12 protein-coding genes are annotated in these 14246 nt (G+C 47.7%); 2 read left to right on the forward strand and 10 right to left on the reverse strand.

Going from position 1 to position 14246, the window contains the following annotated elements:
* Nucleotides 1-196 precede the first annotated feature (196 nt).
* The 4 genes from AAAT87_RS00085 to AAAT87_RS00100 are packed head-to-tail and all read right to left on the reverse strand — an operon-like array spanning nt 197 to nt 3851.
* Nucleotides 197-682: a CYTH domain-containing protein gene (locus AAAT87_RS00085; RefSeq protein ID WP_089544070.1), complete on the reverse strand. Its 486-nt coding sequence runs from the start codon at nt 680-682 to the stop codon at nt 197-199.
* Nucleotides 683-712: 30 nt separating this feature from the next.
* Entirely contained in the window at nt 713-862 is a 150-nt protein-coding gene (locus AAAT87_RS00090) for a hypothetical protein (RefSeq protein ID WP_176425554.1), read from the reverse strand.
* A gap of 29 nt (nt 863-891) precedes the next feature.
* Nucleotides 892-2016, reverse strand: a complete 1125-nt coding sequence (prfB, locus tag AAAT87_RS00095) for a peptide chain release factor 2 (RefSeq protein WP_117662464.1) — start codon at nt 2014-2016, stop codon at nt 892-894.
* A gap of 26 nt (nt 2017-2042) precedes the next feature.
* Complete coding sequence (locus AAAT87_RS00100; protein ID WP_349225281.1) at nt 2043-3851, reverse strand: AMP-dependent synthetase/ligase; 1809 nt, start codon at nt 3849-3851, stop codon at nt 2043-2045.
* 130 nt (nt 3852-3981) lie between these two features.
* On the opposite strand from AAAT87_RS00100, the gene AAAT87_RS00105 reads away from it, so the two are divergent.
* Nucleotides 3982-5046, forward strand: a complete 1065-nt coding sequence (locus AAAT87_RS00105) for a M20 family metallo-hydrolase (protein WP_349225282.1) — start codon at nt 3982-3984, stop codon at nt 5044-5046.
* A 50-nt stretch (nt 5047-5096) separates the two neighbouring features.
* Here AAAT87_RS00105 and AAAT87_RS00110 read toward each other — a convergent pair whose 3' ends face one another.
* Genes AAAT87_RS00110 through dut form a run of 4 tightly spaced genes read right to left on the reverse strand, consistent with a single transcriptional unit; the run spans nt 5097 to nt 10141 of the window.
* Complete coding sequence (locus tag AAAT87_RS00110) at nt 5097-6845, reverse strand: murein hydrolase activator EnvC family protein (protein ID WP_349225283.1); 1749 nt, start codon at nt 6843-6845, stop codon at nt 5097-5099.
* Nucleotides 6846-6886: 41 nt separating this feature from the next.
* The gene (gene lolB1 / locus AAAT87_RS00115) at nt 6887-7783 is read right to left on the reverse strand and encodes a lipoprotein insertase outer membrane protein LolB1 (RefSeq protein ID WP_295024431.1); all 897 of its coding nucleotides are present in this window, start codon (nt 7781-7783) and stop codon (nt 6887-6889) included.
* A 5-nt stretch (nt 7784-7788) separates the two neighbouring features.
* Entirely contained in the window at nt 7789-9675 is a 1887-nt protein-coding gene (locus AAAT87_RS00120; RefSeq protein WP_349225284.1) for a tetratricopeptide repeat protein, read from the reverse strand.
* A 28-nt stretch (nt 9676-9703) separates the two neighbouring features.
* A complete protein-coding gene (gene dut / locus AAAT87_RS00125) occupies nt 9704-10141 on the reverse strand; it encodes a dUTP diphosphatase (RefSeq protein WP_153090702.1) in 438 nt (145 codons plus the stop codon).
* Nucleotides 10142-10309: 168 nt separating this feature from the next.
* On the opposite strand from dut, the gene AAAT87_RS00130 reads away from it, so the two are divergent.
* Nucleotides 10310-11647, forward strand: a complete 1338-nt coding sequence (locus AAAT87_RS00130) for a deoxyguanosinetriphosphate triphosphohydrolase (protein ID WP_349225285.1) — start codon at nt 10310-10312, stop codon at nt 11645-11647.
* A 162-nt stretch (nt 11648-11809) separates the two neighbouring features.
* Here AAAT87_RS00130 and fic read toward each other — a convergent pair whose 3' ends face one another.
* Together fic and glsB are read right to left on the reverse strand one after the other, a co-directional pair.
* Complete coding sequence (fic, locus tag AAAT87_RS00135; RefSeq protein ID WP_349225286.1) at nt 11810-12691, reverse strand: protein adenylyltransferase Fic; 882 nt, start codon at nt 12689-12691, stop codon at nt 11810-11812.
* 521 nt (nt 12692-13212) lie between these two features.
* Nucleotides 13213-14205, reverse strand: a complete 993-nt coding sequence (glsB, locus tag AAAT87_RS00140; protein ID WP_089544077.1) for a glycine N(alpha)-acyltransferase GlsB — start codon at nt 14203-14205, stop codon at nt 13213-13215.
* Between the last annotated feature and the right edge of the window lie 41 nt (nt 14206-14246).

The raw sequence follows: 14246 nt of genomic DNA on the forward strand, positions 1-14246 counted from the left end.
TACTTTCTCCTTATTATTACTATATTATTTCTTTTTAAAACTTAGATTCTCCTTTATTATTTCACATCAAACTCACAGCGCTATTATATCTTTCTTAACGCTTCAGTTCTTTGATGCTGCAAAATTATAAAAAATAATCCAAATAAGCGTATAAATCGAAAGTAAATTATGCAAAATCTTAAATAATTATACAATTTCATAGCGAATCACGCCATTTATAGAATGGATTTGTCAAAAGATGCGAATTATAGAAGCGTTTGTCGCCTGTTACTTCGCGATCGATGAAATCCGGTTTCTCGTAAGCTTCGGTCTCGCTTTCCAGCTCTACCTCCGCCATCACCAAGCCTTCGTTGTCACCATAAAACTCATCCACCTCGAAGATATGATTACCGCTTTTCACGAGATAGCGGCGCTTATCAATCACACCTCCCTGACAAAGTTGCAGGAGATGCTGCGCCTCGTCCATGGTAATCTCCTTCTCAAACTCATAGCGGGTCATTCCGCCATTCACCGACTTACCCTTGATGGTAAGGTAAGCCTTGTCGTCTCGGGTGCGAACACGCACCGTAGCCCCTTCAGCCGGAATATATCCCTGCTGGATATGACTACTAGAAAAGGCGGCGCTTTTGTAAGCGTCGCCCTTCTTGACGAGGAATTTTCTTTCTATTTCCAATCCACTCATTTCTTACTCTTTTTATGCGATAGAAGTTTATTAAGCTATAGAAGCTGCATAGATGGCAAAGAGAGCACCCAGTGCTATCAAAGAGATGAAAATCCACTTTACTACTTTCTCGCCCTTGGCAGCCTGTTTCTTCTGATAAGCCTCATGCTTGGCTCTTCTTAAATCTTTATTTCCACTCATAGTTATCTTATTTTTAGGTTGTTATAATTCTATTGTTCGTCATCGGTAGTTGGGAATTCCATCAGGTATGCCTTGATGAAATCATCTATCTTGCCGTCCATCACGCCATCCACATCAGAGGTCTGATAGTTGGTACGATGGTCTTTCACACGACGATCGTCGAAGACATAGCTTCTAATCTGGCTTCCCCATTCTATCTTCTTCTTGCCAGCCTCTATCTTCGCCTTGGCTTCGAGGCGCTTCTTCATGGCGCGGTCGTAGAGTTGACTCTTCAAGAGCAACAATGCCTTGGCACGGTTCTTCGGCTGGTCGCGGGTCTCGGTGTTCTCGATGAGGATTTCTTCCTCCTCGCCCGTATCAGGATCTGTGTACCAATAACGCAGACGGACACCCGACTCCACCTTATTTACATTCTGACCACCGGCACCACTCGAACGGAAAGTATCCCAGGAGAGCTTGGCAGGATCTACATACACCTCGATGGTATCATCCACCAGCGGAGTAACAAAGACACTGGCAAAACTGGTCATTCGCTTGCCCTGAGCATTGAAAGGAGAAACACGCACCAGACGATGCACACCATTCTCGCTCTTCAGATAACCATAGGCAAACTCGCCGCCCTCGATGGTCATCGTCACGCTCTTGATACCAGCCTCATCGCCTTCCTGCATATCAGTGATGGTTACCTTGTAGCCATGAGCTTCAGCCCAGCGCATATACATACGCATCAGCATCTGAGCCCAATCCTGACTTTCCGTACCACCGGCACCGGAATTGATCTTGAGCACGCAGTCCATCGGATCTTCCTTCTGGCGAAGCATGTTCTTCAACTCCAGGTCTTCGATGGCCTTGATAGCCTTGCCGTAATCGGCATCCACCTCTTCCTCGGTCACCATTTCGTCCTTATAGAAATCGAAGGCGAGCTTTAATTCATCGGCATAAAGGCGCACGGTCTTATAGCCATCGAGCCATTTCTGGATGCTCTTCACCTTCTTCATCTGTTCCTGCGCATACTTTGGGTCTTCCCAAAAGTCAGGAGCCTGGGTGCGGAGCTGCTCCTCCTCGAATTCTACTTTCTTCTGGTCGATATTGAGATAATGATGGAGAGCATCGGCTCTGTCCATCACATCTTTCAACTGGTCAGCTGTAATCATTAACTTTGAATTTTAAAGTAAAACCATTATTCCTCATACATCTTGTCAATCTCCGCCTTATAGTTCTTGTTGATGATAGGACGGCGAATCTTCAATGTATTGGTCAACTCTCCCGACTCCATAGAGAAATGGTGAGCCAGGAGGGTGATACGCTTGATCTGCTCATAATAAGCCAAGTGCTGCTGAAGAATCTGGATGCGGTCCATCAACATCTTCTGCACCTTCTCGTTGGCACACAGGTCCTCACGACAGGCGAAGGCGATATGATGCTCACGAGCCCAATCTTCTACGAGGCGGAACTCAGGTACAACGAGGGCTGATACGAACTTGCGCTGGTCGGCGATGACTGCCACCTGATCGATGAACTTATCCACCAGGAGCAAAGACTCCACCTGCTGCGGAGCGATATATTTACCATTCGAAGTCTTGAACAAATCCTTGATACGCTCGGTGAGGTAAAGCTCACCATCCTTCATATAGCCGGCATCACCGGTATGGAAGAATCCATCCTTATCGAAGGCCTTGGCATTGGTGGTATCGCGATGATAATATCCTGGAGTGATGGTAGGTCCCTTGAGGAGCACCTCGTTATCCTCACCGATCTTGACCTGAATGCAGGAGATAGGACGACCCACAGAACCCAGGCTGTGCTTCTTGTCGAGATGATCGCAAGATACGGTAGCAAGACTCTCTGTCAAGCCATAACCCACCACCATATTGATACCGATGGCATGTACGAATTCCTCCACCTCAGGACTTACGTAAGCGCCTGCCGTAGGGAAGATATTAGGATTATCCAAGCCCAACTGCTTGCGCACGATGCTCAGGATAGTCTTGTTGACAATCTTATATTCCAGCTCCAAAGCCAAAGGAGGGCGCTTGCAGTTGGCAATATACTCGATATTGCGCTTCCTACCCACTGCCAGAGCATGGTAGAAAAGCTTCTTCTGAATAGGACCGGCATCATCCATCTTAGCCTTCACGGCGATATACACCTTCTCCCAGAAACGTGGTACGCTACTCATACAGGTAGGATGCATCTCGCGCATACTTTCCTGAATTTCCTGTGGATAGGTATTGATGATGAGCTGGGCACCCTCACTCAAGCAGAGATATGCCCATCCACGCTCAAAGATATGGGTGAATGGAAGGAAATCTATGACACGATCCTTCTCGGTAACAGGAATGCACTCATTGTTTGCCTTCAAAGCAGCTGAATACTGACTATAGGTCAGCATAACGCCCTTGCTATCACCGGTAGTTCCACTGGTATAGAGGATGTTGGCCAAATCATCCATACTTGCCTGATTGTAGAGTTCCTCCACTTCGGTCTGACGTGGAAGATTCTCACCCAACTTCAGAAAGTCCTTGAAATAGAGGGCTGCAGGATCGTGTGTACTGATGCGTACACTGGAATCGAAGATGATGATGCGCTCCAGGGATGGGCAGAGGGCAAAGATACGATGTGCCTTGTCATACTGCTCCTGTTCGCCAACGAAGAGAAAGCGAATCTGGGCATCATTAATCATATATTGAATCTGCTGCTCACTGCTGTTGGCATAGAAAGGAACGGAGATTACTCTGATACCATATGCACCAAAATCGGTGTACAGATAATGCACACAGTTCTGTGAGAAGACAGCGATTTTGTCTTGTGGTTTAGCCCCAAGATTGAGGAGGGCATTGCTCACTTGTTTCACTCTTAGGGAAAACTGATTGAATGAAACCGTTTGCCACTGGTCACTACCAAACTTCCTGAAGGTAAGCGCAGGCTTATCTCCCCACTTCTTAGCAAGGTCATGAACCAGAACCGAAAGATGACTATTAATTTGCATAAGCTTAGTATTATAATATTGGTGCAAAGATAATAGAAATTGTTAAGAACACAAAATAAAATGTTGGTTTTTCCACTTTATATGCTCTTTTTTTCGTAACTTTGTCCCCAAAACATTAAAAAGAGAGATTATGATGACACAGGAACAATATGTTAGCGATGCGGTGCAACTGCTCAAAAAGCTGATTGCCACTCCATCGGTAAGCCGCAACGAAAAAGATGCTGCCGACATCATGGAGCAGACCATCCGCAGCTATGGTTTCGAACCGCAGCGCGAGGCAAACAACCTCTGGATTATCGACCCGCACTACGATGAGAGCCGTCCTACCTTGCTGCTCAATGCCCATATCGACACCGTGAAGCCCGTGGCTTCGTGGAGTCGCGATCCTTTTTCTCCAGATGTAGAAGATGGCGTGCTTTATGGACTGGGTAGTAACGACTGCGGTGGCGGATTGTGTTCCCTTCTCCAGATTTTCCGAATGCTGACGGAGAAGCCGCAGAGCTACAACCTGATTTATCTGGCTTCCGCCGAAGAAGAGGTTTCGGGAAAGGATGGCATCACACGTGCCCTGCCCTTGCTTCCACACATCGATCTTGCCATTGTGGGAGAACCTACAGGCATGAACCCTGCCGTAGCCGAAAAGGGACTGATGGTGCTGGATGTTATTGCTCATGGCAAGAGTGGCCATGCGGCAAGAAACGAAGGAGTGAATGCGATCTACGAGGCACTGGATGACATGCGCTGGATTCGTGATTACAAATTCGAGAAGGTAAGCGAATTTCTGGGTCCTACCAAGATGACGCTCACCGTGGTGAATGCCGGAACCCAGCATAATGTGATTCCGGATAAGTGCACGATGCTTGTGGATATCCGAACCAACGAGTTTTACGACAACGAGGAGGTTTACGAGTTGATCCGCCAGCACCTCAAGAGCGAGGTAAAGGCACACAGTTTCCGCCTGAAGTCATCCCGTATCGACCCGGAGCATCCTCTTATCAGGAAATGTGTAGCTATGGGTATGAAACCATTCGGCAGTCCTACCCTCAGCGATCAGGCATTGATGCATTTCCCTTCCTTCAAGCTGGGGCCGGGCGAATCTTCCCGCTCCCATTCTGCCAACGAGTTTATCCGCATCAGCGAAATACGCGATGCCATTGCAAAATACGAAACCCTCTTAGATGGCGCTGCCATCTAAGAGGGTTTCCTCTATCTGCCTATACAGTTAACCTTGATAATTCCTGTATTTTATCTTCCCAGCCAAGCCTCAGGATTGAGTTTTGCAGTCTCCTTGCAAAGCTGGAACTGTAGGATGTTATCAGAGCCTACACTACCCAAAGTCTGACGGGTACTAACCTTCTGACCCTTATGTACGCTGACAGATTTCAGGTTGCAATATACCGAGATGTAGGCACCATGGCGAACCAGGACATTCCACATACCACCATATCCGAAGACGGCACTCACCTCACCATCGTAGATGCTGCGAGCCACACAACCCGGCTTACCCTGGATGTTGATACCCTTGTTATCAAGCCTAACACCCTTCAAACCCTGCACGTTATACTGACCGAAATGGCTCACGATGCGATAACCGCCGCTGATAGGCATAGGCAATCTGCCACGGTTTGCCTCGAATCCACCACTCAACATTCTATCTACCGAACTCAAGGTTGACGCTTCCTGCGCCTCCTTCTTGGCAGCAGCAATCTCACGGACCTGACGCTCCTCATCCGCCTTGGCTTTCAGCTCAGCAGCCTTGCGGTCAGCTTCCGCCTTCTTAGCCGCCTGTTCGGCAGCAGCTTCACGAGCCGCCTGTTCTGCGGCAGCACGCTGGGCAGCTTCGGCAGCAGCACGGGCCTTAGCCTGCGCCTTTGCTTTAGCCTTCGCCTCAGCCTGGGCAGCGGCTTCTTCCTGCGCCTTTCTAGCAGCCTCGGCAGCAGCACGAGCCTCCTCGGCAGCCTTTCTTCTTGCAGCCTCTGCAGCTGCCTCACGAGCCTTAGCTTCAGCAATACGACGGGCATTCTCCCTTGCAGCAGCCTCAGCAGCAGCTTTCTTACGCGCCAGTTCCTCAGCACGCTTCTTGGCAGCAGCGGCTGCTGCTGCCTTGCGCTTAGCCTCGGCAGCAGCACGGGCACGAGCCTTGGCTACTTCCTGCTGGATCAGACGGTCGATCTGAGCATTGATGGCTGCATCCTTCTGGCGCTGGTCGGCGATGACTGCCTGAATGGTCTTCTGCTGCTTCTGCAGTCCGTGTACCATCTCCTGCTGCTGGGTCTGCTTGCCTTCGAGCACGGTCTTCTCCTGCTTGCCCTTATATAATAAGGTATTCTTATGCCCCTTTACATTCTGCAACTGCTTGTGCTTATCGTTCACCTGCTGCTGCTTAGCCTTTACAGCCTCGCCCTGCACCTTCTGATAAGAAGAGTACTGGCGGATGAACGAGAGACGGCGGTACATCTGGGTCAGGTTCTTGGCACTGAAGATAAACATCAGCTTGTCCTGCACCGTATGATGCCGGCTCATATATCGCATAGAACGGATATACTTGTTCTTTCTATCCTGCAACTGCTGCTGAAGAGTCTTCAGCTGCGCCTGCAGGATACCGATGTTTCCATTAATATGATGAATATCCTTCTCGATACCTTCAATCTTCTTCTGACTCTGGTCTATTTCGCCATTCAGCGTCATCAGGTCTTCCAGGCGCTTCTTCACGTCAGCCTTGTTCTTGCGCAAAGCCTGCTCCTGCTCCCTGATTCTTCGCTGGATATCGGCACGCTGCCCCTGCAATCCTCTGATAGAAGCATTGCTATAGGTAGCAGCACGGCGTTCTGCCTTGGTAGGTGCCTTGGCACGGCGAGCCGCCGGTTTTCTTTGAGCCTGATGTTTACGATTGGCAACAGCGGTTTTCTTCACCGGCTTCTTATGCACCGTTTTCTGCGCATAGGGAGCAAGCGAGAACATGATTGCCAATAGGAAAAATATAATTCGCTTCATTATTCAATACATGATTTCATTGTTTTCTTTCGCGACAAGCACTACATACTCATCAGTTTGCCGAGTACATCCTCTGGAGCCACCTTCTTGTACTTGTCAGACACTTCGGTCTGTGCCTCCCATTTACTGTCGGTCTTCACGCTCTTCATATCGATGTTGATCTTCACTACCTGAGGCTTGTTGTTCACCATAGCAGAGAGCGTAAGATTCTGGGTAGCCGGGAACATCTTCACGCCCACGCTCTTGAAATTGCTGTATTTCAGATTGAGCTTGGCTGCGCTGGTGCTTCTGTCCTGATACACCACATTGGCCTCGGTGATTCTGCCCGAATTACGGTTGGCTGTCCAGGTATAGTTCAGTTTGCCATATTGCAGAGCTACAGGCACATTCTCTCCTACAGCATCCAGGTTGGCAGAGAACTTCTTCAGGTCTGCATCTGTCACCTTCTTGGTTCCAGGCACGAGCAACTGGTTCCAGAAGAGTGCCTGGAGAGAATAGAAGCTCACACCCTGCTTCTTCAGGAAATCCACCTGGGTATAATCTGCCTTGATGTATTCCTTGTGAAGGCGGTCGATGATCAGCACATAGTTAGGGGTGAATTCCAGTCTTCCCACTTCTGTACCCAGGATAGGGATGAAGAGCTGGATGCGGATTACCTCATCCTTGCGCATACTCAACTTGCCCGGCACGGTAATGTCCTTATCTGCAGCCTGCAGATTGAAATTCATATTGCCCACAATATTATTGGTATAAACCTGATTATCCGATACTTTCTGGACAAAAGCCAGATTCTTGAGCGCAGCCGACTGATCAGCCTTTGTCTCGGTCTTCTTATCATTGGCATTCACCTTTCCAGCTCCTTCCATCTTCTTGGTAGTGCCGCAGGAAGCCATCAGCAGGAGTGCCGCAGCAGCTACTGCCATATTCATCTTCTTCATATTCATTACTTCTTTTTACCTTTCTTATTCTTTTTACCCGCAGACTTGCCTGCCACTTTCGATTTCTTGAGCTCAGCAGCTGCAGGGTTCTTCTTGCGTTGGAATTCTTCCTCGGAAATATATTGCTTATTTTCTATCTTCCATTTCAGGATCTCGGTCTGATGGTCGTCATCCAAGGCCTGCTTCCAGTAGCCGACAGCCTCATTCACCATACCGTTCATGGCGTAAATATCGCCGGCGTGCTCCAATACCGTACTGTTATTCTCGGTAGAATCCCGGTTCTTGAGAGCCGCATCGATGTAGGTCTTGGCATCTACATAACGCTCTTCCATAAACAGAATCCAGGCGTAGGTATCAAGATAGGTACCATTGTTCGGTTCCAGCTTGATGGTCTTGTAGCTCATCGCCTCAGCCTTGTGCAGGTCCTTGCCTTCCTCGCTCAGATAGTAGGCGTAGTTGTTGAGCGCCATTACGTTGTCGGCTTTCCACTGCAGACAGGAATCATAGGCTGCAAAGGCTGCATCCTTCTGATTCTTCTGATGCAGGATGTCGCCCATCACGGCATAGAGATCAGAAACCAGGTCGTTGGCAGAGAGTTTATTCACCTGAGCTACACCCAGCCGGAACTCATTGAGTGCCGCATCTTCGTCCTTATTCTGATAGTAAGCCATACCTCCGAAATAATAGAAGATCATCTCTTCCGGATTGTATTCGTGGGCAGCTTTCGCCTGCTCGATCACCTCATGATATTTCTTCTGATTCCAGAGCAGCTGAATGGTCTGGATGCGCGCATTGGCATTGTCTGGAGCGATATCAAGCACCTTTTTGAAGGCAGAAATCACAGAGTCGGTCGGCATCTTCTTCAAACTCATGTAGGCGGCACGCACCTCGGCTATCTCAGAAGAAGGCTGTGGCACATTGAGCACCTTATCGAAGAGGGCGATGACCTTGGTAGAGTCGCCGTCTTCGGTTTCATTGTTCTGGATGAAGGAACGGAACATCATGATCTTGGTCTGGGTATCCGTCTTCTGACTCATCAGAATCTTATCGAGCATGCCATTCGCCAGATCCGCCTGCCTGGTGGCATTGTAATAATCATATAGCGACATCTGGGCATAGGAATTATCCGGCTCTTCCTTCAGCACATCGGTGAAGTACTTGAACGCTTCCTTCTGACGGTCGTGCTGCATCAGCCAGTTGCCCAGCATGGTTTTATACTGCATATCCAGAGGATGCTGTTCTACAAGCGACTTCAGTTCGTTATAGGCAGCCTTCTTGTCATCCATCATCTCATGGATACGCATCTTGGTGAGTGTAAACTGCTCGCTCTCACCTTCTTCGGTCTCCAGACGGCTGACGGTATTGAGCATCATCTTGAAGTTCTTCTGCTGCTGATAGAGCTGCGCCAACACGCGGAGCACATCCGTATTGCTATGGTTCTTGGCATAAACAGCCTCGTAGGCATTGATGGCATCCTCGTATTTTCCCTTGCTGATATAGTATTGGGCGAGTCGCTCTGCAAAAATCAGGTTCTCAGGCTCCTGCTCTATCGCCTTCTGCAATCGCAGAAGACCCAGCGAATCCTGCTTCATCTCGGTCAAATAGAGAGACAGATAATAATTTGCCGTTGCCGAGTTAGGATCGATGTTCCGGGCGTGTTCGTAGAGATCGAAGGCGGCAGAATAGTTGCCAGCTGCATGCTGGCGAGCTGCCTCAGTCAAGAAGTAATCATATCGCTTACGGTTGTTTGGAGAAAGCGAATCCACCCTTACAGTCTGCTGTTGCTGACCAACAGGCTGCATCTTCTTTTTTCGGGCGAGCGAAGGCAAGGCTATGGCGCCGATGAGCACCACAGTCACCCAGACTCCCATATTTCTTAAATCTATCTTCACTATCAAATCTTATCTAAAAATCCTTATCTTATTTTACGCCGGTATGACCATAACCGCCAGCACCTCGCTCAGTTTCATCCAGCTCCTCCACCTCTATGAAGTCGCACTGTTCGTGCTTGGCAAGCACCATTTGGGCGATGCGCTCGCCATCATTGATGACGAAGTCTTGCTGTGAGAAGTTGATGAGCAGCACCATAATCTCGCCACGGTAATCGGCATCGATGGTACCCGGAGTATTGAGCACGGTGATGCCATGCTTCAGAGCGAGACCGCTGCGAGGTCTTATCTGCGCTTCATAACCAGCCGGCAATGCCATGAAAAGCCCCGTAGGAACGAGTCGGCGCTCCATAGGATGAAGCACGATAGCCTCATCGATATTAGCACGCAAATCCATACCCGCACTCTGAGGTGTGGCAAACGCAGGGAGAGGCTGATGCCCCTTATTGATAATCTTTACTTTCAACATAATTCTAGAATTTTCTGCAAAAATACTGCTTTTTAGGCGAATAATAGCATTTTATAAGTGAAAATGATATAATTTATTGTTTTTTATTTTGAATTATGCGCACTTTCATGTATTTTTGTGCATCAGTAATGAAAGGATAGTAAGAATCACTTATACAACAGATGGATTATGGAATGGACCCAACTCATATCTAACAAGCGCTTCGGACAGGAGCATAAGCACGCCGAACGCCACGACGATCGCTCTGAATTCAAGCGCGATTACGACCGACTCATCTTCTCTTCGGCTTTCCGCCGGTTGCAGAACAAGACTCAGGTCTTCCCTCTTCCGGGAAGCATCTTCGTCCACAACCGCCTCACTCACAGCCTGGAAGTGGCAAGTGTGGGTATGTCGCTGGGCAACGATATCTCCCGTCACATCATCCAGAAGCGCCCGGAGCTGAAGGATACGCTCTTCGAGGAAATCGGAACCATCGTGAGTGCTGCCTGCCTGGCGCATGATCTGGGCAATCCTCCCTTCGGTCATTCTGGCGAGAAAGCCATCCAGACTTTCTTCAGCGAGGGTGCCGGACAGGGATTGAAAGATGAAGTTTCTGCCGAGTTCTGGGACGACATCACCCATTTCGAGGGTAATGCCAACGGCTTCAGAATCCTGACGCATCAGTTTAAAGGTCGCCGACAGGGTGGATTCGTGATGACCTATCCTATGCTTGCTGCCATCGTGAAATATCCTTTTGCCAGCAGTTTGGCAGGGAAGCACGGCAAGTTTGGATTCTTTACTTCCGAGGTCGAATCTTACCAGAAGGTTGCAGAGGAGTTGGGAATCCTGAGAAAATCGAAACCGGGAGAGCCACTGGAATATGCCCGCCACCCGCTGGTGTATATGGTAGAAGCAGCTGATGACATCTGTTATGAAATTATGGACATCGAAGACTCCCACAAACTCAAAATCTTATCCTTCGAGGAGACTGCAGACTTACTGCTGGGATTCTTTGACGAGGAAACCCAACAGAAGATTCGCCAGCGAATCCTGGATGAGGGATTGACCGATGAAAACGAACAGGTAGTGTACATGCGTGCCTGCGTAATCGGAAAGCTTGAGAACGAATGCGTCAATGTTTTTCGGAATCACGAAGAGGAAATTCTTGCCGGCAGTTTCGAGGGATGTCTCATTGAACATATCGCCGAGCATCAGCGCCAAGCCTATCAGAAATGTACGCAGGTTTCCCGCAAGAAAATCTATGCCAGCAAACCGGTTCTCGACATCGAACTTTCGGGTTACAAGATCATGGCTACGCTGATGGAGGTATTCATCGATGCTGCCGTAAACCCATCCCGCTTCTACTCCAAGCAACTCCTGAGAAGGGTAAGCAGCCAGTACGACATAGAGAACGAGAATCTGGAGGAGCGAATCATGGCGATATTGGATTACATCAGTGGTATGACGGATATCTATGCACTCGACATCTATCAGAAAATCAACGGGATAAGTCTGCCGATAGTATAGAAACAAAGCAGGCATACGGGCTTTAGAGCGTAATGTAAAAAAAACTAACTTATATTTTATGGCTAGTCTATGAGTTCCGAGGTGGAAAACATAGAAATAAAAAGCAAAGAAAAAAAATAACACGGACAGATTGAATTTGTCCGTGTTATTTTTTAATCTTACTTATTCATCCACCTGCTCATAATAATAAGAATAGTCTATGCCCTTCATAAAGACCTCACGGTCTTCAATCTTATCAGTTAAAGCATTGGAAATAAGCTGTTTGATGCGACTGCTATCAACAACACTCTGTGTCATCGCAGCCAAATAATCATTCTTGTCAATAAGGCTCCAATCCACACATTTTTTCAGCCTGCGCTTCAATATCAAGTCAAGCCAAATGCGCGTAGCTCTACCATTTCCCTCACGGAAAGGATGAGCGATGTTCATTTCTACGTATTTGTCGATGATTTCATCCAGCGTACTTTCCGGCATCTGTTCGATTCCTGCAAGTGTTTGTGGGAGATATTGCGCCATAGCAAACTGGAAACCGCCCTTTGCAATATTCACAGTTCGGATCTGTCCTGCAAAATCGTATAGACCACCAAAGAGGAAAGCATGAATCTGCTGCAAACCTTTGACAGAGCCTTCTGTAATGGAATTGATCAATTCACTCTCAAAAAGAGTGTATGCTTTCTTGCGACTCTGCCCATCAATGGTATTATCGCTATAGGTAAACCAATCCAGAAAGTCAGCAGCCTTATTATTAGGAAAGTTCCTGGCTAGCAGCATAATACCTTCGTTATCCAGGACATCTGTCTTATACATCTTACCATCCTTTGCCTGCATTTTCAGTTGGTTAGTGGTACTAACCAACTCAATATTTTCCTTCTTCAGCTTAGTCTTCAGATACTTCCAGTAATTACGGTTTTTGGAATAATCATCCTGCTCGTTCAATACACCAATAATATCCAGTACGGAGAACCACCACTTGTTGTGTTCCCCGTCCCAAACCGCTCTTACCTCCCGGTCTTTATAAAATCTGATTGATAATTTTCTGTCCATATTGCAATTCATTTTAAGAACACCCCATATAATGGAATATTGGCATTCTTTGCCTTATTCCATTTACTGCCTGGTTATGGCAAGATATTGCCCTTTACCAGGGCAACTTTGTGCCATTGCCGGGCACAAAACGATACGTCGGGAGATAAAATTCAGCTGAACTATCTGTAAAAAGACTACTCTCGCTTTTACTCTTCACTCTTCACCAAATCGGCTGAAACCCCTATAAACACTGGGGGTGTGGGCGGTGAAGAGTGGTGGTTCACTCTTCACCACTCTTCACCACTCTTCACTTCTCGCGAGATTCAGCTATCATTCATTCCAAAATCTGGTCTTCATTGATGACAAAGCCTAGTCTTCATTTATGACGGAACCATTGCCTCTCTGACATTCTTTCCTCTAAAATAATATGGGTGAAGAGTGGTGAAGAGTGGTGAAGAGTGGGTCTCCACTCTTCACCGCTATAACCACCTAACTAATAGACCGTTAAACCACATCCGTGAAGAGTGAAGAGTAAAATACTATTCTTTTTCCTTGTAGAAAATCTTGTTGGCACCGCTTGTAATCTTCAGCGCCTCAGGATGCTCCTCAATAAAGCTGTTGATATGGCGGATACGCTTCTCCTCCAGGATTTCATCCACGGCAATGAGAATGCCCGTCTCCTCTACATCGCCGAAGCCATAATTGATGGCTGTACCAAAGAGCTTCATGGTAGGACTGAGGTTCATGTAGGCATTCACCAGAGGAGGAATATTGAAACCGAGCTGGCGAATCTCATGATTCAGAATGCGATAGTCGGCACGGAAATCATCTTCCGTGAAGATAGCTGCCATCTCGCTCTCAGGAGTTTCCAACTTCAATGGCTTCATCGGAATCACCAGGTTCTCCTTGTCATCAAAATGCTTCTTGAGGAAGTAGAGAATCATATCGCGGCCACGACGGATGTAAGAAGGATACATCGTCATCTTGCCGAAGAAATACTTTACATCCGGATAGAGCACGGTAAGGGCACCCAATCCGTCCCAGAGATTGTCGAGAGCAAAGATACTCTTGGTATTCTTGCGCACATTCTGATACTCGAGAGAGACGAACGAACGGCCCAGCTCCACAGTATATGGCATGTATTCCTTCAGGAACTTGTCTGAAAAGTGGAACATGTGACTGGTTGCAAGCTTAGGCTGCCCCTTTTCATCAAGTTCCCAATCCTTGCCCAAGAGATAACGGTAGCCACCGATAATCTCGTTAGCATCTGGATTCCAGACAATAAGCTGCTTGTAGCAGTTGTCACCGAAGTCGAATTCGTCAAGGTCCATCGATTTACCCGTTCCACCACCTGCTTCGCGGAAAGCGATTTCACGAAGGCGACCAATTTCCTTCAATACATTTGGCGAATCATTAGCCGTAACGATATAGATTTCGTTATGACTCTTGTTGGTCATACGAAGCTGCTTCTCGGGAGTCAACTCGCTCTTCAGCAGTTCGCGGTCAATCGGTTGGATGATTTCTTCTTCCATAATTCTCTATATAATATCGATAATTATCTTGTTCTATTTCT

This window comes from Segatella sinensis (assembly GCF_040095255.1).
In the GTDB taxonomy this organism is placed as follows: Bacteria; Bacteroidota; Bacteroidia; order Bacteroidales; family Bacteroidaceae; genus Prevotella; species Prevotella sinensis.

Bases quoted from the DNA above. Each gene is read 5' to 3' on its own strand.
- AAAT87_RS00085 (WP_089544070.1), bottom strand. From the start codon at position 682: ATGAGTGGATTGGAAATAGAAAGAAAATTCCTCGTCAAGAAGGGCGAC.
- AAAT87_RS00090 (WP_176425554.1), bottom strand. From the start codon at position 862: ATGAGTGGAAATAAAGATTTAAGAAGAGCCAAGCATGAGGCTTATCAG.
- prfB (WP_117662464.1), bottom strand. From the start codon at position 2,016: ATGATTACAGCTGACCAGTTGAAAGATGTGATGGACAGAGCCGATGCT.
- AAAT87_RS00100 (WP_349225281.1), bottom strand. From the start codon at position 3,851: ATGCAAATTAATAGTCATCTTTCGGTTCTGGTTCATGACCTTGCTAAG.
- AAAT87_RS00105 (WP_349225282.1), top strand. From the start codon at position 3,982: ATGATGACACAGGAACAATATGTTAGCGATGCGGTGCAACTGCTCAAA.
- AAAT87_RS00110 (WP_349225283.1), bottom strand. From the start codon at position 6,845: ATGAAGCGAATTATATTTTTCCTATTGGCAATCATGTTCTCGCTTGCT.
- lolB1 (WP_295024431.1), bottom strand. From the start codon at position 7,783: ATGAAGAAGATGAATATGGCAGTAGCTGCTGCGGCACTCCTGCTGATG.
- dut (WP_153090702.1), bottom strand. From the start codon at position 10,141: ATGTTGAAAGTAAAGATTATCAATAAGGGGCATCAGCCTCTCCCTGCG.
- AAAT87_RS00130 (WP_349225285.1), top strand. From the start codon at position 10,310: ATGGAATGGACCCAACTCATATCTAACAAGCGCTTCGGACAGGAGCAT.
- fic (WP_349225286.1), bottom strand. From the start codon at position 12,691: ATGGACAGAAAATTATCAATCAGATTTTATAAAGACCGGGAGGTAAGA.
- glsB (WP_089544077.1), bottom strand. From the start codon at position 14,205: ATGGAAGAAGAAATCATCCAACCGATTGACCGCGAACTGCTGAAGAGC.